Here is a 17,523-nt window from a genome sequence, read left to right as displayed (position 1 = left end):
CCCGGGATCCGTGGCAGGACGCCAAACATGCAGTTCCTGCCGAATATCACCGAGAACCATCACAGAGAATTGAGGACTGTCCTCGTGGTCAAGAATAGTGAAGTCAAACTTAGTGCAGTCGCAGGGGATTTGAAGAAGTCCCCCAGCGATGCCCTCGTCATCGGCGTCGGACAGGGTCCTGACGGCCCCGTTCTGCTCGACAATCCGCTGACGGCCAAGGCCGCGGAGGCCCTGGCGGAATCACTGAGCGTTCTTGGCATCACCGGCGCGGCGGACCAGGCTCACCGGCTGCCCGGCCTGCCCGAGGCGGGAGCGACCATCCTGCTGCTCGCCGGCGTCGGCAAGCTTTCCGCCACGCAGCCGCTCTCCGAGGAGGCACTGCGCCGCGCCGCCGGCTCGGCCGTCCGCCAGCTGGCCGGCGTCGCCACCGTCACCCTGGCCCTGCCCACGACCAGCCTGGCCGAGGTCGCGGCGGTCGCCGAGGGCGCCGCGATGGGCGCCTACTCCTATACGGAGTTCCGGTCCTCCAAGGACGGGCTCAAGGATCCGGTGAAGAACGTCATCATCCGCACCGACTTCGCCACGGACAAGGCGCTGGCGCCCGTCCTGAACCGGGCATCCCTGATCGGCACGGCCGTGAACGCGACCCGCACGCTGGTCAACCAGCCGCCGAGCCACCTCTACCCCGAGTCCTTCGCCGATGCCGCCAAGGAACTGTCCAAGGGCCTGCCGGTGAAGGTGACCGTCTGGGACGAGAAGCGTCTTGAGAAGGAGGGCTTCGGCGGCATTCTCGGCGTCGGCAAGGGCTCCACCCGGCAGCCGCGCCTCGTGAAGGTCGAATACGCCCCGGCGAAGGCCACGGCCAAGATTGCCCTCGTGGGCAAGGGCATCACTTTTGACACGGGCGGCATCTCCATCAAGCCGGCCCTGGGCATGGGTGACATGAAGTCCGACATGGCGGGTGCCGCCGTCGTCCTCAACACCGTCCTGGCCCTCGCGGGCCTCGGGCTGCCCGTCAAGGCGACCGCGTGGCTCTGCATCGCCGAGAACATGCCCTCCGGCGCTGCACAGCGCCCGGCGGACGTTCTGACGATGTTCGGCGGCAAGACCGTCGAGGTCCTCAACACCGACGCCGAGGGTCGCCTGGTCATGGCCGATGGCATCGTCGCCGCCAGCCAGGAATTCCCGGATGCCATCATCGACGTCGCAACCCTCACCGGCGCCCAGCTCATTGCCCTGGGCGACCGCACGGCCGGTGTGATGGGTTCCGACTCCCTTACCGGCGCCATCAAGACCGCCGCGGACCGGGCCGGCGAGCTCGTCTGGCCCATGCCGCTGCCGGAAGAACTCCGGGCCAGCCTCGACTCCCAGGTCGCCGACATCGCCAACATTGGCGAACGCCACGGCGGCATGATGACGGCGGCCGTCTTCCTGCGCGAGTTCGTCGGCAAGGGCAAGGACGGGGAACAGATCCCGTGGGCGCACATCGACATCGCCGGCCCGTCGTTTAACAACGGCAGCCCCTACGGCTACAACCACAAACACGGCACGGGCTGCACCGTCCGCACCTTGGTGGCCTACGTCGAGGACATCCTCACCAAGACCGTCTAGCGCGCATCGCGGCTTTGTGGCCGGGGCGGCGATGCCTTCCCGGCCACAAAGGCGCGTGACACTGGACACAAGCGCTCCACAAACGCCATGGCAAGGTGGAGCATGTATTAGTGGTTCGCTAAGGTAAACCTTGTTTCCCAGAAGCAGACCCCAATGTAGTAGTCACAAATGAAAGGGAACCGGCCGGCTGGCACAATCACAGCAGACAGGTTCCAAGACCAGATGATGCGTACTCTCGTGTCATCGTTCACGCGAGGGAGCGTTTTAGTGGCCGATCAGGCAACTGCGCAAGAATTCGACATCCTGGTACTCGGCGGCGGCAGCGGCGGCTACGCCACCGCACTGCGTGCTGTCCAGCTTGGCCTCACCGTCGGCCTCATCGAAAAGGGCAAGCTCGGCGGCACCTGCCTGCACAACGGCTGTATCCCCACCAAGGCCCTGCTGCACTCGGCAGAGCTGGCGGACCACGCCCGCGACTCGGCCAAGTACGGCGTCAACGTGACCCTTGACAGCATCGACATCACGGCTGTCAACGCTTACAAGGACGGCATCATTGCCGGCAAGTTCAAGGGCCTGCAGGGTCTGATCAAGGGCAAGAAGGGCATCACCGTCATTGAGGGTGAAGGCAAGCTTCAGGGCACCGACACCGTCGTCGTGAACGGCACCGCGTACAAGGGCAAGAACATTGTCCTCGCGACCGGCTCTTACTCCCGCACCCTGCCGGGCCTGGAAATCGGCGGCAAGGTCATCACCTCCGACGAAGCCCTCACCATGGATTACATCCCCAAGAGCGCGATCATCCTGGGCGGCGGCGTAATCGGCGTCGAGTTCGCCTCGGTCTGGAAGTCCTTCGGCGTCGACGTCACGATCGTCGAAGGCCTCCCGTCGCTGGTTCCGAACGAGGACGCCACGATCGTCAAGGCCTTCGAGCGCGCCTTCAAGAAGCGCGGCATCAAGTTCTCCACCGGTGTCTTCTTCCAGGGCGTCGAGCAGAACGACGACGGCGTCAAGGTCACCCTCGTGGACGGCAAGACCTTCGAGGCCGACCTCCTGCTCGTCGCTGTGGGCCGTGGCCCCGTCACGGCAAACCTCGGCTACGAAGAGGCCGGGATCACGATCGACCGCGGCTTCGTCATCACCAACGAGCGCCTGCACACCGGCGTCGGCAACATCTTCGCCGTCGGCGACATCGTCCCCGGCGTGCAGCTCGCGCACCGCGGCTACCAGCAGGGCATCTTCGTCGCCGAAGAGATCGCCGGCCTGAAGCCGGTCATCGTCGAGGACGTCAACATCCCCAAGGTCACCTACTCCGAACCCGAGATCGCCACTGTCGGCTACAGCGAGAAGGCCGCCAAGGAGAAGTTCGGCGAGGACCAGATCCAGACCCAGGAATACAACCTGGCCGGCAACGGCAAGAGCTCCATCCTGGGCACGTCCGGCCTGGTCAAGCTGGTCCGCCAGAAGGACGGCCCCGTGGTCGGCGTCCACATGATCGGCGCCCGCATGGGCGAGCAGATCGGTGAAGCACAGCTGATCGTGAACTGGGAAGCCTACCCGGAGGACGTGGCCCAGCTGGTCCACGCCCACCCCACCCAGAACGAATCCCTGGGCGAGGCGCATCTGGCGCTGGCGGGCAAGCCCCTCCACGGCTAGCAGCTCCGCCCGCACCACCGCATGAACTCAGAGCCTGGTGCACCCGGCCCGAAAAGCCGGGTGCACTAAGCTCGACCAAGGCAGCAATCATCCGCACTAAAGATCAATAAGGAGAACGGGGACGACATGTCTGAATCCGTTAACTTGCCCGCCCTCGGTGAGAGCGTCACCGAAGGAACCGTCACCCGCTGGCTCAAGCAGGTCGGTGACCGGGTAGAGGTGGACGAGCCGCTGCTCGAAGTCTCCACCGACAAGGTCGACACCGAGATCCCCTCTCCGATCGCCGGCGTGATCGAGGAAATCCTCGTCGCCGAGGACGAGACCGCTGAAGTTGGCGCCCCGCTGGTCCGCATCGGCTCCGGCGAGGCCGCCCCCGCAGAGGCTCCGGCCGCAGCCGCCGAAGAGGCACCGGCTCCCGCCGCAGCTGCGCCGGCCGCAGAAGAGGCTCCCGCGGAGGCTCCGGCCGCCGAGGCCCCTGCCGCCGCTCCGGATTCTGCTCCAGATTCTGCTCCAGCGGGGGAAGGACACGACGTCACGCTGCCTGCCCTGGGTGAAAGCGTCACCGAAGGCACTGTGACCCGCTGGCTGAAGAGCATCGGCGACACCGTAGAGGTCGACGAGCCGCTGCTCGAGGTTTCCACCGACAAGGTCGACACCGAAATCCCGTCCCCGGTTGCCGGAACCCTTCTGGAAATCCGCGTCAACGAGGACGAGACGGCCGAGGTCGGCTCCGTCCTGGCCGTCATCGGTTCCGGCGCCGCGGCACCGGCCGCACCGGCGCCCGCCGCGGCCCCCAAGCAGGAAGCAGCACCGGAAGCTCCCAAGCAGGAAGCGCCGGCAGCAGCACCGGAGGCTCCCAAGCAGGAAGCTCCCGCAGCGGCTGCTCCGTCAGCTCCCGCCGCTCCGGCAGCTCCCGCGCCTGCGGCAGCAGCTGCCGCACCGGCAGAGTCCGGCTACGTCACTCCCCTGGTCCGCAAGCTGGCCAACCAGCAGGGTGTCGACATCGCTGCCCTGACCGGCACCGGCGTCGGCGGCCGCATCCGCAAGCAGGACGTGCTGGCAGCTGCCGAGGCAAAGGCAGCACCGGCCGCCTCCGCACCCGCGGCAGCCCCCGCCGCATCTGCGCCGCAAGCCGCGGCATCCGCAGGCGCAGCGTCCTCGCTGCGCGGCACCGTGCAGAAGGCCCCGCGCATCCGCCAGGTCATTGCCCGCCGCATGCGCGAGTCCCTGGACATCTCCACCCAGCTGACCCAGGTCCATGAGGTCGACATGACCAAGGTTGCCAAGCTGCGCGCCAAGGCCAAAAACTCCTTCCAGGCCCAGAACGGCTCCAAGCTGACCTTCCTGCCCTTCATCGCCAAGGCTGTTGCCGAGGCCCTGAAGCAGCACCCGAAGGTCAACGCCTCCTACGACGAGGACAAGCAGGAGATCACCTACCACAACGCCGAGCACCTGGCGATTGCGGTGGACACCGACAAGGGCCTGCTGGTTCCGGTCATCTCGGACGCCGGCAACCTGAACCTGGCCGGCCTGGCCGGCAAGATCGCCGACGTCGCCGACCGCACCCGCAACGGCAAGATCGGCCCGGACGAGCTTTCCGGCGGCACCTTCAGCATCACCAACATCGGTTCGGTGGGTGCCCTGTTCGACACCCCGATCATCAACCAGCCGCAGGTTGCCATCCTCGGCACCGGCGCGATCGTCAAGCGGGCCGTAGTGGTCGCCGACGAGAACGGCGATGACTCGCTGGCCATCCGTTCGATGATGTACCTCTCCCTGACGTACGATCACCGCCTGGTCGACGGCGCCGACGCGGGACGCTTCCTGCAGACGCTGAAGGCACGCCTTGAGGAAGGCGCCTTCGAGGCCGACCTCGGACTCTAGGGTCTAAAAGCGCACACCGACGGCGACGGCGGTGCGGGCTCCGGTGGGAAACCACCGGGCGCCCGTGCCGCCGTCGCCGTTTTTGCTGTTGCGCCCCGGGGCCGCGGCGGGTCCTACTACGGTGCGTAGAAGACTCTGGCTACACTGATGCCATGAACATCGTCTATAACGTCATGGTCTTCCTGCACATCATCGGCGCCGCCATGATTGTCGGCATCTGGATCGGCCAGATGAAGAAGCCCACCGTCCACCCGCGCCAGTTTGACGGCGCAATGCTGCAGCTGATCACGGGCATCATCATGATGGGGCTGATCCCGGCCCTGGACATGAACGCCAACTACGCCAAACTCGGCGTCAAGCTTGTCATCGCCCTGATCGTCGGCGTCCTGGCCTTCATTGGCCGCCGCAAGTACAAGAAGGGCGAGCCGATCAGCAAGGGCCTCGCGAACAGCGTTGGCGGCCTGGCACTGCTCAACGTCGCGATCGCGACCCTGTGGCAGTAACCGGCTGACTGCACCGGCCATGACGGCGCCGCTCCCCCCGCCGGGGTGCGGCGCTGCCGTCGTTTAACTGCCGCCGTTAAGCCGGCTTGTCAGTCGCCGGCGATGCAGAATTCGTTGCCCTCGGGATCCTGCATGACATCCCAGTGGAAGTCGCCGATGTCATTGCCCTCCACGAACCCGGCACCGAGGGACTCGGCGCGGGCGCGCAACGCCGCAGGGTCGGGCCCATGGATGTCCAGGTGCAGGCGCCGCCTGCCCTCCGTGGGGTCCTGGACCTGCTGGAAGGCCAGCTGCGGGGCTCCGGTGCCGGCGGGTTCCAGCCAGACGAACTGCTCGAAGCGCGAGGAGACCGCCGTCCCCAACAAGTCGGCCCAGAACTGCGCCAGGCGCCCGGCGTCGACGGCGTTGACCATAATCGTGGCGATACGCGCCACGGGCGCCCCTGGCACCTGCGCATCTTCGGTAAGTTCCATGACGACACTGTACGGGTCACAATCCTCTGACAGCGGAACCCCCGTGCGGCGGCCGCACAGAATCCCTAGGATTGATCACGGCAGGCTCCGGCACCAGCCGGACCCCTGATTCACAACGACGTCGAGGAGTGGACATGGCTACAACACGCACCGCACACACTGTATGGAATGGCGACCTGATGACAGGCGCCGGCAACACCACCCTGGACAGCTCCGGGCTGGGCAACTTCGACGTCACCTGGAAGGCGCGCGCCGAGGCCGCCGAGGGCAAGACCAGCCCCGAGGAGCTCATTGCGGCAGCGCACTCCGCGTGCTTCTCGATGGCCTTCAGCAACGCCCTGGCCCAGGCCGGCCACACGGCCGAGGAGATCAACACCAAGGCCGACGTGACCTTCCAGCCCGGTACCGGGATCACCGGCAGCCACCTCACCCTGGCCGCGCGTGTCCCCGGCATTTCCGCCGACGATTTCCAGCGGCTGGCCGAGGAAGCCAAGACCGGCTGCCCCGTCTCCGCTGCCCTGACCGGCATCGAGATCACCCTGGACGCCACCCTGGCCTCCTAGGCCGGCCGCAGTAAGACGAAGGCCCCCGCCGCCTTGGATGTCCAGGGTGGCGGGGGCCTTGCCATCTGTCCTGCGCGGACCGTCTGTGCGGGCCGCGCCCGGGAGCGCCTAGGCCTGGCCGGCCTGCCGGCGCGCAGGCAGCGGTGCGGGCCGGACCCGGCGGTAACCCTCGCGCAGCGGCGGACGGTCCGTGGGCAGTTCCTGGATCATTTCCTTCAGCGCCCCGATGCCGTACTCCAGCTGCGGGTCGGTTCCGGCGGCGTAGGCGTGCGGCGGGAAGGTCACCTCGATATCCGGGGTGACGCCGAAGTTTTCCACGCCCCAGCCAACGCCACCGGCGAACCAGGTGGCGTAGCGCGGCTGGGTGACGCCGGTGCCGTCGGCCAGCGCGAAGCGGTTGTCGATCCCGACGACTCCGCCCCAGGTGCGGGTGCCAATGACGGGCCCGATCCCCCGCAGCTTGGAGACCTGCGTGATGATGTCGCCATCGGAGCCCGCGAACTCATCGGTGAGAATGATGACCGGTCCGCGGGGAGCGTGGTGCGGGTACGTCCGCGGCTTTTCCCCGCGCGGCATGCTCCAGCCGGTGACCTTGCGCCCGATGAGTTCGGCCACGAGCTGAGAGGTGTGGCCGCCGCGGTTGCGCCGGACATCGACGATCAGTCCGTCCAGGGCCGTTTCGGTGTCGAGGTCGCGGTGGAGTTGTGCCCAGCCGTTGGCCATCATGTCCGGGATGTGCAGGTAGCCGAACGTCCCGTTCGAGGCTTCCCGGACAGTTCGCCGGTTGCCGGAGACCCATTCCTGGTAGCGCAGGCGCTCCTCGTCCTTGACCGGGACCACGGCCACGCGGCGCTGGGCGCCCGCGGCCGCACCATGGCCGGCGCCATTGCGCAGGGTAAGTTCCACGGCGCGGCCGGCCGCGCCGACCAGCTGCATTGCCGGGGTCCGCGTTTGGGTCAGTTCGACGCCGTCGATCGCCAGCAGGACGTCGCCCGGCTTGGCGTCGGCGCCGGGACGGGTCAGCGGCGAAGTGGCCAGCGGGTCAGAGGACTCCCCCGCGAGGATGCGGGTGATTTCCCACCCCTCGCCGGTGAACCCCAGGTCCGCGCCGAGGCGGCCCTGCGGGCTGCTGCCGTTCTCGACAGCGGCCACGGGCCGGACGTAGGCGTGGGAGGTGCCGAGCTCGCCGTGCAGCTCCCACAGCAGGTCCACCAGGTCGTCATGGGAGCCGAGGCGTTCCACCACCGGGCGGTAGCGGGCGTGGACGGACTCCCAATCCTGGCCGGCCATGTCCTCGGTCCAGAAGAAGTCGCGCTGGAGCCGCCATGCCTCGTCAAAGGCCTGGCCCCACACACTGAGTGGGTCCAGCTGCACCCGGATCCGGCCAAGGTCCACCTTGACCAGCTGGCCGGAGTCCTCATCGGCCTTGGCGGCGGCCGGCGCCACGCGGATCTGCTTGTCCTGGATGAACACGATCTTTTCGCCGTCGCCGGAGAGCCGGTAGCTGTCCAGGGCCTCAACGATCGTGGCGGTGCGGCGCTTGGCCAGGTCGTAGCGGACCAGGCTCGGCGCCGCGCCCTTGTCCTCGAGGCTGGCCCGGCCCTCACCGGTGGTGCCGGCGAGCTCGCTGTCCAGCCAGAGCAGGGCGCCGGCGACGGCGGTGAGTCCGGCGTAGTTGCCTTGCGGCACCGGGACCCCGATGACGCGGTGGGCCAGGCCCTCGGCGTCGACCCGCACGGACGGCACGGGTTTGGCCGCCGGCTGCGGCCCGGACGCAGCACCCGCTGTTCCGGCGGCACCTGCCTCGGCGTCGGCGTCGGCGTGGAGGTCGACGCTCGGGCCGAAGGGCGACGGGGTGTCGGCGGCGAGGGCGACGAGGTACGGCTTGATCGGGCTCGGGAAGGACAGATCGAAGGAGTGCCCGTCGTAGACCGGGTCGAAACTGCGGTTGGAGAGGAAGGCGAGGTATTTGCCATCCGGGGTGAACGACGGCGACTCGTCGCGGAACCGGCCGTCGGTGACGTCAATGATCGCAGCTCCAGTGCCGCCGTCGATCCGGGTGATCCGGAGCCGGCTGCGGGACCCGAAGGACGTGACCGGCTCGGACCAGCCGAGCCACGCGGAGTCCGGGGACCATGTGAATCCCTCAATGCTGCCCTCGCCGATGCTGCTCAGCTGGGATATCGTGCCCGTGCGGGTGTCGGCAAGGTAGATATCACCGAAGGCCGTGCCGACGGCGAGCCAGCGCCCGTCCGGGCTGGCTTCGATGGCGCTGGTCCGGCTGGGCTTGGGGAAGTCGATCCGCGTCAGCTCATCGGCGGCAGGCGCGTTCTCCACGGCGGCGCCCGCACCGGCCCGGTCGGGCTCGGAGCCGGAGATGGAGCCGGCTGCGTCTGCTGCAGCCGGGACGGCTGTGACCTGGCCGGACACGGAACCGTTTGCAGCGGCGGGGATTGATCCTGCGCCGGTCAGGGCGGCTGCGGACACCGGCTTCGGCAACTGCATGCCGGCGTCCTCGGCGGAAGCAGCGGGCCGGGCCGTTGACTCGGCAGCGGACTGCACGGCCGGCTGCGGGGCCTTCGATGCTGCCGCAGCCGCTCCGGCCAGGGGCGCCGCAATGGCTTTCAGGTACAGGGCCTCGACGCCGTCGTGGTCGGCGACATAGGCGATCCGGCCCTCGCCGAAGGGCCGCGGCAGCCGTGCCCGGACGCCCGGGGTGGCCTCGAGGACGCGGGAAGGGCCGTCCTTGTGCCGCAGCCAGTGGACGGTTCCGTGGGATTCGACGGCACTGGACGCGCCCGTGCGGTCCGGTACGACGTCGCCAAGGTGCTTCGAGGGCTTCAGCGGGGCGGGCCGGCGCGCCTGCGAGGCGGAACCGAGCACAATGTCGAGCTTGACGGCCTCGGCGTCGAGGCTGGGCAGCAGCCAGAGCTCACCGGCCGATTCGAAGATCACGCGTTCGCCGTCGGTGGCGGCGTGGCGGACATAGAAGTCCTCGTGGTCCGTGTGGCGCCGCAGGTCGCTGCCGTTGGGCAGGACGGAATAGAGGTTTCCGTAACCCTCGTGGTCGGACAGGAACGCGATCCGTCCCTTGACCCACAGGGGGTCCGTGAGGTTTCCGTCCAGCGCGGCAGCGAGCCGGACGAATTCACCGTTTCCGTCTGCGTCGATCCACAGCTTGCCGGCGGCGCCGCCGCGGTAGCGCTTCCACCAGGCCGGCTCACGCGAGAGGACACTGGCGAGCACCACAGGGCGTTCATCGCCGACGACGGGGCCGAAGGCCACCGACTCGACCGGGCCGAACGGGAGTTCCTGCGCCCAGCCGCCGGTCACGGGGAGGCTGTAGGCGTGGGTGTGACGGCTGTCGGACTGGCGGAACGCGCTGGTGACCAGGACGTCGCCGTCGGGGGTGAAACCCTTGACCCGGGTGGAAGGGTGGCCGAAGTAGCTCAACTGGCTGTAGCCGCCGCCGTCGACGTTGGCCGTGACGACTTCCGGGGCAGTCCCTTGGACGACGGTCCAGACCAGACGCTTGCCGTCGGGGGTGAAGCGCGGGTTGCGGGCCGGCAATTGCAGGGAGGATACGCGCCAGGCGCGGCCCCCGCCCACGGGTGCAATCCAGACGTCGTCCTCGGCCACAAAGGTGACCAGATCGCCGTGCAGATGCGGGAAACGGAAGTAACTCGAGGGGGTCATCGTTCGATCATAGCCACAACGGTCCTTACGGCCCGGGAGGTTTCGCGGCCGTGCCGGGCATGGTGAGATGGATCATGCGAATCCTTATTGCCGGGGCCTCCGGGCTGATCGGAACTGCCCTTTCGGGTGCACTGCGCAGCGAGGGGCACGACGTCGTCGCCCTGGTCAGGCGTGCCCCTGCGTCCCCAGCCGAGTTCCAGTGGGACCCGGCTGCCGGCCGGATCGACGACACCGCACTGAAGGGCGCGGACGCGGTGGTCAACCTCTCCGGCGCCGGAATCGGCGACCGACCCTGGACCAAGGCGCGGGTCAACGAGCTCCGCGCCTCCCGGCTGGGGGCTACCCGGACCCTCGCGGCCGCCATGGCGCGCACCGACGCGCCGCCCGCCGTGTTCCTGAGCCAGTCGGCCTCCGGTTACTACGGCAACGCCGGTACGGCGGTGCTGCGCGAGAACGCGCCGGCCGGCACCGGCACCCTGTCCCGGATCTGCGTCGACTGGGAGGCCGCGGCGCATGAGGCGCCTGCCGGAGTCCGGGTGGTCACGCCCCGCACCGGCGTCGTCCTGAGCCGTTCCGGCGGCGCACTGGGCCGGCTGTTGCCGCTGCTGCGCCTGGGTGTCGGCGGCCCGCTCGGCGATGGCCGGCAGTTCTGGCCGTGGATCACTCTGCCGGATGTGGCTGCCGCCTTTTCCTTCCTTCTCTCGGCGCCCGTGTCCGGGCCGGTCAACGTCTGCGCCCCCGAAGCCGCAGATGTGAATTCCCTGATCACGCAACTGGCCAGGGCGCTGCACCGGCCGGCGGCGCTGCGGGTACCGGCCCCGGTGCTGCGGCTGGTGATGGGCGATCTCGCCGAAGAACTGCTGCTCGCGAGCCAGCGACTGGAGCCGGCCGTCCTGGCGGAGAACAGCTTCGCCTGGAAGCACCCGTCCCTCGCCGGGGCCGCCGCCTGGGTGGCAGGGCGCGGCTAGCTGCCGCTATTAGCCGTGCAGCGTCGCGTACCTCCGGAGGAAGAGGGCCAGGGACTCTGCCAGGGCCCTGATCTCGCCCGGATCGACGCTCTCATTCGGTGCATGGATCAGGGCGAGCGGCTCCTCGACGCCGAGCAGGATGATCTCCGCGTCCGGGTAGGTGTCGGCGAAGACGTTGCAGAGCGGGATCGATCCCCCTTGCCCCAGGGTTGTCATGGGCGTGCCGTAGGCCTGGGACATCGCGGCGCTCATGGCTTCAAAGGCCGGGCCGCCGACTGCCGCCTGGAATGGCGACCCGATGGCCTCGAGGTCCACCGTGACGTGGACATCCCAGGGCGCGGCCGCCTGGAGGTGGCTGACCAACGCCGTGTGGGCGTCGGCGGCCGCCATGCCCGGCGGGACGCGCAGGTTCAGGCGTGCCGAGGCCCGCGGCGAGATCGCCGCCGTCGAGCCGGTCACCGCCGGGCAGTCGATGCCGAGCACGGTGACCGCGGGCCGCGCCCAGAGCATGTCGGACACGGTGCCGTCCCCCAGCAAGGACACTCCCTCAAGGACGCCGGCGTCGGTGCGGAACTGCTCGGGCGGATAGGGCGCACCGGTCCAGGTCTGGGCGTTGTCCAATCCCATGACCGTCGTGTTCCCTTGCCGGTCCCGCAGTGATGCCAGCACGGCGATCAGTGCGGCGAGCGCGTCGGGGGCAGCACCGCCAAACATGCCGGAGTGGAGCTCTGACGCCATCGCCTCCACCGTCACCACGACATTGACCATCCCGCGCAGGGTCACGGTCGCGGCGGGGTGGCCCACGGCGGCGTTGCCGGTGTCGCAGACCAGGATGGTGTCGGCACGGAGCAGGTCCGGGTGGCCGGCGACGAACGCCTCGAGCCCGCCGGTGCCCTGTTCCTCCGACCCCTCGACCACCAGCAACAGGTTCACCGGTACGTCGTTGCCGAGTGCCCTCAGGGCGAGCAGGTGGGCGAGGATGTTGCCCTTGCAATCGGCGGCGCCGCGGCCGTACCAGCGGCCGTCCACTTCAGTGAGCTCGAAGGGCGGGGTCCGCCATGCCGAGTCATCGAGGGGTGGCTGGACGTCGTAGTGCGCGTAGAGGAGCACGGTGGGCGCGTCCGGATCGGGTCCGGGCCTGGAGCCCACCACCGCGTCGGAGCCGTCCGGGGTCCGTTCGAGGTGCACATCCGAAAATCCGAGTCCGGCGAACTTGTCCAGCACCCACTGGGCAGCCTTGGCACACTCCTCGACGGGAAACTGCCGCGCATCCGCCACCGACCGGATGGCAACAAACTCGGCGAGCTCCTCCCGTGCCGGACCCATCAGATCGGTGATGCGGGCGCGCAGGTCCACAGCTCACGCACCACCCGTGTGGTACGTCTTGAGGTCGTCGATGAACTCCTGGAACTCAGCGAGCTGGTCCGGGCAATAGACCTTGATAATCGCAAGCTCGCCGACGGCGATCCGGGCGTTCCCGATGACCGGCCTGTATCCGGGCCCGGTTGCCCCGTTCGCCAGCTGGCTCAAGAAGGTGGCCCGGCTCAACGCGCTGTTCGGGTTCGCGCAAACGGCACCGCCGTCGTCACCGAGCACCCGAGCTATCTGCTCGCGCGAGGGTGCCGTCCCGCCGGCTGATTCGATCGCCGCGATCAGCTGGTCGGCCTTCGCCAGGGACTGTTGCGTCTCCCTCGCCGACCGGAAATTCAGCAATGCGACGACGGCGAACACCACCGGCAGGATCATGGCAACTATGTAAACGACCGAGCGGCTGCGCCTGGTCGAGGACTCCTGATGCGTGCTCATGACCTAGGTGCCTCCGTCCGAGCGTCTTGCTCCGGCAGCTTCCACGAGGGTTTGCGGAACCTGTAAAAGAGGAACGGCACGAGCAGGCCCAGTCCCAGCGCGCCGCCGGCGACGATCAGGAAATAGACGGCCGGATCGCCGTTGCCAAACTGCGACGGCGGGACGAACCCGACGAGCAGGGCGGCCAGGGAGGCGGTAAAACCGACGCCGCAGAGCCCAACCAGCATTGGCGCCCGGAAGGCACGCGCGTGGTCCGGGTCGTTGCGGCGCAGCCGGACGGCGGCCACGAACATCAGCAGGTACATGATCAGGTAGACCTGCGTGGTGATCACCGAGAAGATCCAGTACGCGCTGGAAACATCCGGGATCAGCGCGTAGCCAAGCGCGATCACGGTGGTGACGAGCCCCTGGACCACCAGGAGGTTCTGCTGGATGCCGTTCTTGTTCAGCTTCTGCAGGAACGGCGGGAGGTATCCTTCCTCACGCGAGATCAGCAGCAGGCCCTTGGACGGACCGGCCAGCCAGGTCAGCATGCCGCCGAGGGAGGCGGCCACCAGCATGATCCCAAGGATCGGTGTCAGCGCCTGGAGGTTGAAGGAGGCCAGCACCGCGTCGAAGGCCTGCATCACACCGGCTGTGAGGGAGAGTTCATCGGCCGGAACGATCCAACTGATCGCCAGCGCCGGCAGGATGAAGATCAGCAGTACCAGTCCCATGGCCAGGAACATCGACTTCGGATACTCCTTACCCGGATCCTTCAGCGAGGACACGTGCACAGCGTTCATCTCCATGCCGCTGTAGGACAGGAAGTTATTCACGATCAGCACCAGGCTGGCCAGCCCGGCCCATTCGGGCAAGAAATTCGCCGCGGTCATCGGAGCGGCGGACGGATTGCCCTGGCCGAGGAAGACCACCCCCAGGATGACGAGCAGGGCGCCCGGGATCAGGGTGCCGATGATCAGGCCACCGCTGGCCAGGCCCGCCACACCCTTCGTGCCGCGGGATGAGACATACACGCCGGCCCAGTAGAACACCACGATCACCAAGGCCGTCCACACGCCGCTGCTGGCCAGCGCCGGGTTGAAGACGTAGGCGAGCGTGCTCGCGACGAATCCCAGCAGGGTTGGATAGTAGAAAATCGTCATCGCGAACTGGCACCAGACCGCCAGGAAGCCCATCGGTTTGGAGATTCCGGACGATACCCAGTTGTAGATGCCGCCATTCCATCCGGACGCCAGCTCGGCGGACACGAGGGACGTGGGCAGCAGGAAGACGATCGCGGGAACCACGTAGAGGAAGACTGAGGCGAGGCCGTAGACGGCCATGGTCGGGGCCGCACGGAGACTGGCCACCGAACTCGTGGTCATCAATGCCAGGGCCACCCAGGAGATCCACACGGCCGGTGGTGCCTTCGGCCGGGTCACTGCCTGTTCGCTCACGTGAGCCACACCCTCCAGTGCCCCGTGGTCTGCGCCACGGGCCAGGCGGAGCTAAACCGCCTGGGGCGAGTACTCGTCGGCTTGAACATGCCCACTGCCCCCCCCTATCACAGAAAGTGCTCGGTGCCTACAGCATGGACCTAGGAATTAGCAGGGAATAGTCCCCAACTCCCCTATACGTCAGATCGCCGGGGTGCTAATTTGCGCGGCCTTCTGACCGCTTCCACGGCAGGTCGGCGCCCGGGCCAGGATCTGTACCGGTCGGAACCCTAGCCGGCTCCGGGCCCCGGAGGTAGCACGTCCTGGATCCGCCAGCGCCCGTCGACGGGCACCAGGACCAGGTGAAGCTGCTGTGCGGAGGCGGCGGGTACTTCGGCCACAGTGGCGCCGTTCCCATCGATTTCCCGGTAAGCGGAAGGTGCAGTGGTGATGGCCACCACTGCCCGGGCGGGGCTGCTCTCCGCGGTGGTCTCGATCCGGGTCAGGGAGGTCGAGAATCCGGCCAGGACGTGGCCGGAGGCGCTGAGCTGCGCTTTGATGCGGCCGTCCGAGGCGGCGGCCGCCGAGTCCGGGGCGTTGACGGCATCGAGCAGTCTGAAGTCGCCGGAGCTCAGTGCCAGTGAACGGAGCCGGGCCAGGCCGCGGACCGCCTCCACCGGGTCGGCGGAGGCCAGGAGTGCCTCAAGATCGGGAAGGATGGCGGTGGCCCCGCCGTCGGCGGTGGGGGGCGGCGGCCCGCCAACCGGCCCCTCCGACGGCGCGGCCGGTCCCTCGCGGCCCACGGGACTTCCTGTCTGCACCGGCGCATCGTGGCCGGACACAAACCCTGGAAACAGCCCGGCGACGGCGTCGGAGGCCGGCCCGCCACCGGCCAGCAGCCAGGTGCCGGCCAGCAGGACTGCAGCGGCGAGAGCGGGCAGCAGCGCCCGCTGCGCGGGAGTCCGCCGGAATCCGCGGTGGAGTCCGGCTTTCCGGATAGCGCCTGGGCGCCGGCCCGGGCCGGACTGCACAGCCTTGCGTGTGAGCAGTTGGGGGATGACGGTGGGGTGCACGGAGACCGACAGATCGACGGGCTCCGCCCGGGCGCTGCGGTAGACCATAGCGGCAAACTCCAGCGCCGGGGGACGCTCCCGGCGCTCCCCGCCCAGCCCCGCTTCGAGGGCGGCAACCAACGCTGCCGGAACCTCCGGGACCAGCAGGCTCAGCGGTGGACGATGCGGGCCGGGCTCGGGGGCCCGTCCGGTGAGGCAATACCAGCCCAGGGCGGCCAGGGAGTAAATGTCGCGTTCGGGCTGCAGCCCGGCCCGCACAGCGTCCGACGGGGCGGGATCCTGGAATCCTGCTGTGCCCTCTTCGGCGACCGGAGCGGCGTCGGCCACCATTCGCGCGACGCCGAGATCGGCCAGCAGCGGTTTGCCGTCAGCCGTGAAGAGCACGTTGCCGGGGGCCACATCACCGTGGGTGAAGCCTTGGCCGTGAAGGTATGCCAGGGCCTGCGCGATGGGAGTCAGGACCGTCACCGTTTCGCCGGGACCCAGGCGTCCCCGGCTTCCCACGAGCGTCGCCAGCGAGCCGCCGGGTGCGTAGTCCAGCGCAAGCCCGAGGCCGCTGCCGCCAGAGTCGTGAACCGGCAGGCGCACCACTGCGTGCACGCGAAGCAGGTGGCTGTGTGCCAGGGCGGAGAGGATCCGGACTTCGCGCCGCATGACGTCCCCGGCCTCGGATTCTTCCGGTGCGGCGCGGTCGGCATCGAAGCATTTCAGGGCGAACTCGCGGCCCGTTGACTGTTCGGTCACCAGCCAGACCGTGGCGCTGCCGCCGCGCCCCAGCAGCCGTCCGACGTCGTAACCGGGAACCTGGGGGGCCGCACCGGCGGCCGGCGGGAGATCTTCCATACCCAAGGAATAGTCGATTGCGCGGAATCGTGCAGAAGTTATCCACAGGCATGAGAGCTTAAGCACACAAACGGGAGGTGGGTGCGGCGGGGTCTAAGCTTGATGCCATGACTCTTGAGTTCAAACAGCTGGGTCTCGCCCCGGACTTCGTCGATTACACGCGCGGATGGGACATCCAGCGCGAATTGCATGAAAAGGTCCTCGCGGGCACCGCGCCCAGCACTGTACTGCTGCTCGAACACGCCGCGGTTTACACCGCAGGCAAGCGCACCGAAGACCACGAACGGCCCTTTGACGGAACTCCCGTTGTGGCCGTGGACCGCGGCGGCAAGCTGACGTGGCACGGCCCCGGCCAGCTCATTGGCTACCCCATCATCAAACTGAAGAACAAGGCTGGCATCCGCGACTACGTGGAGCGGCTGGAAGCGGTCATCATCGCCGTCCTGGCGGACTACGGCATCGCCGCCGTCCGGATCAAGGGCCGCGCTGGCGTGTGGATCGAACAGGACGAAAAGGGTCCGGACCGCAAGATCGCGGCCATCGGCATCCGTGTCCACGAAGGTGTCACCATGCATGGCTTCGCGATCAACTGCAACAACGATCTCGCCCCCTACGGCCAGATCATCGCCTGCGGGATCAGCGACGCCGGAGTCACCACGATCGCCCAGGAACTTGGCAGGGACGTCACCCCGGCGGACCTCATGTCGCGGATCACCGAAGAACTGCGCAAGAATGAACAAGCCCTAGTTGCAACCCCAGAAGGAGCTCTACTGTGACACTGGCACCAGAAGGCCGGAAGATGCTGCGCATTGAGCAGCGAAACGCGGCCACACCGGTGGAACGGAAGCCGGAATGGATCAAGGCCAAGGTCCAGATGGGCCCGGAGTTCGTCCAGCTCAAAAACCTCGTCAAGAAGGAAGGCCTCCACACCGTGTGTGAAGAGGCCGGCTGCCCGAACATCTTCGAATGCTGGGAAGACAAGGAGGCCACCTTCCTGATCGGCGGCTCCGAATGCACCCGGCGCTGCGACTT

13 protein-coding genes and 1 pseudogene are annotated in these 17,523 nt (G+C 68.1%); 8 read left to right on the top strand and 6 right to left on the bottom strand.

All coding sequences use genetic code 11. The annotated features are described in order from the left end of the window. Nucleotides 1–84 precede the first annotated feature (84 nt). The 4 genes from AC1DGD_RS19805 (at nt 85) to AC1DGD_RS19790 (ending at nt 5,651) form a co-directional block, all read left to right on the top strand. Nucleotides 85–1,611, top strand: a complete 1,527-nt coding sequence (locus AC1DGD_RS19805; RefSeq protein ID WP_476857960.1) for a leucyl aminopeptidase — start codon at nt 85–87, stop codon at nt 1,609–1,611. A 267-nt stretch (nt 1,612–1,878) separates the two neighbouring features. Continuing rightward, nucleotides 1,879–3,264 carry a dihydrolipoyl dehydrogenase gene (gene lpdA / locus AC1DGD_RS19800; protein ID WP_018772391.1) on the top strand — a complete coding sequence of 462 codons (1,386 nt, stop codon included), beginning with the start codon at nt 1,879–1,881 and terminating at the stop codon, nt 3,262–3,264. 126 nt (nt 3,265–3,390) lie between these two features. Continuing rightward, a complete protein-coding gene (gene sucB / locus AC1DGD_RS19795; protein WP_476857959.1) occupies nt 3,391–5,148 on the top strand; it encodes a 2-oxoglutarate dehydrogenase, E2 component, dihydrolipoamide succinyltransferase in 1,758 nt (585 codons plus the stop codon). 152 nt (nt 5,149–5,300) lie between these two features. After that, nucleotides 5,301–5,651 (top strand): hypothetical protein, encoded by a 351-nt coding sequence (locus AC1DGD_RS19790; protein WP_018772389.1) that lies wholly within the window; start codon nt 5,301–5,303, stop codon nt 5,649–5,651. Between the two features lie 89 nt (nt 5,652–5,740). Here the strand turns inward: AC1DGD_RS19790 and AC1DGD_RS19785 are convergent, their stop codons facing one another. Further along, nucleotides 5,741–6,124 carry a VOC family protein gene (locus AC1DGD_RS19785; protein WP_230011753.1) on the bottom strand — a complete coding sequence of 128 codons (384 nt, stop codon included), beginning with the start codon at nt 6,122–6,124 and terminating at the stop codon, nt 5,741–5,743. A 134-nt stretch (nt 6,125–6,258) separates the two neighbouring features. Between AC1DGD_RS19785 and AC1DGD_RS19780 the strand changes: the two genes are divergently transcribed. Then, complete coding sequence (locus AC1DGD_RS19780) at nt 6,259–6,687, top strand: OsmC family protein (protein ID WP_026266249.1); 429 nt, start codon at nt 6,259–6,261, stop codon at nt 6,685–6,687. A 108-nt stretch (nt 6,688–6,795) separates the two neighbouring features. Here AC1DGD_RS19780 and AC1DGD_RS19775 read toward each other — a convergent pair whose 3' ends face one another. Beyond that, entirely contained in the window at nt 6,796–10,383 is a 3,588-nt protein-coding gene (locus AC1DGD_RS19775; protein ID WP_476857958.1) for a S41 family peptidase, read from the bottom strand. 74 nt (nt 10,384–10,457) lie between these two features. Between AC1DGD_RS19775 and AC1DGD_RS19770 the strand changes: the two genes are divergently transcribed. Beyond that, nucleotides 10,458–11,351, top strand: a complete 894-nt coding sequence (locus tag AC1DGD_RS19770) for a TIGR01777 family oxidoreductase (protein WP_476850445.1) — start codon at nt 10,458–10,460, stop codon at nt 11,349–11,351. Nucleotides 11,352–11,360: 9 nt separating this feature from the next. Here the strand turns inward: AC1DGD_RS19770 and AC1DGD_RS19765 are convergent, their stop codons facing one another. From AC1DGD_RS19765 to AC1DGD_RS19750, 4 genes are all read right to left on the bottom strand, one after another. Next, nucleotides 11,361–12,707, bottom strand: a complete 1,347-nt coding sequence (locus tag AC1DGD_RS19765) for a M20/M25/M40 family metallo-hydrolase (RefSeq protein ID WP_476857957.1) — start codon at nt 12,705–12,707, stop codon at nt 11,361–11,363. A 3-nt stretch (nt 12,708–12,710) separates the two neighbouring features. Beyond that, a complete protein-coding gene (locus tag AC1DGD_RS19760; protein ID WP_476857956.1) occupies nt 12,711–13,157 on the bottom strand; it encodes a hypothetical protein in 447 nt (148 codons plus the stop codon). Further along, nucleotides 13,154–14,596, bottom strand: a complete 1,443-nt coding sequence (gadC, locus tag AC1DGD_RS19755) for a glutamate/gamma-aminobutyrate antiporter GadC (RefSeq protein ID WP_476857955.1) — start codon at nt 14,594–14,596, stop codon at nt 13,154–13,156. Before gadC ends, AC1DGD_RS19760 begins: the two co-directional genes overlap by 4 nt. Nucleotides 14,597–14,865: 269 nt before the next feature. Next, nucleotides 14,866–16,491: a serine/threonine-protein kinase gene (locus tag AC1DGD_RS19750; RefSeq protein WP_476857954.1), complete on the bottom strand. Its 1,626-nt coding sequence runs from the start codon at nt 16,489–16,491 to the stop codon at nt 14,866–14,868. A gap of 107 nt (nt 16,492–16,598) precedes the next feature. On the opposite strand from AC1DGD_RS19750, the gene lipB reads away from it, so the two are divergent. Further along, complete coding sequence (gene lipB / locus AC1DGD_RS19745) at nt 16,599–17,267, top strand: lipoyl(octanoyl) transferase LipB (protein WP_230007918.1); 669 nt, start codon at nt 16,599–16,601, stop codon at nt 17,265–17,267. Then, nucleotides 17,264–17,523, top strand: a pseudogene (locus AC1DGD_RS19740) (lipoyl synthase); the annotation flags it as partial. The gene lipB and the pseudogene AC1DGD_RS19740, both read left to right, overlap by 4 nt.

Source organism: Arthrobacter sp. 05T45, assembly GCF_056395875.1.
The sequence above is the reverse complement of the archived record's forward strand: the minus strand, read 5'-3'. Positions and strand labels throughout refer to the sequence as shown.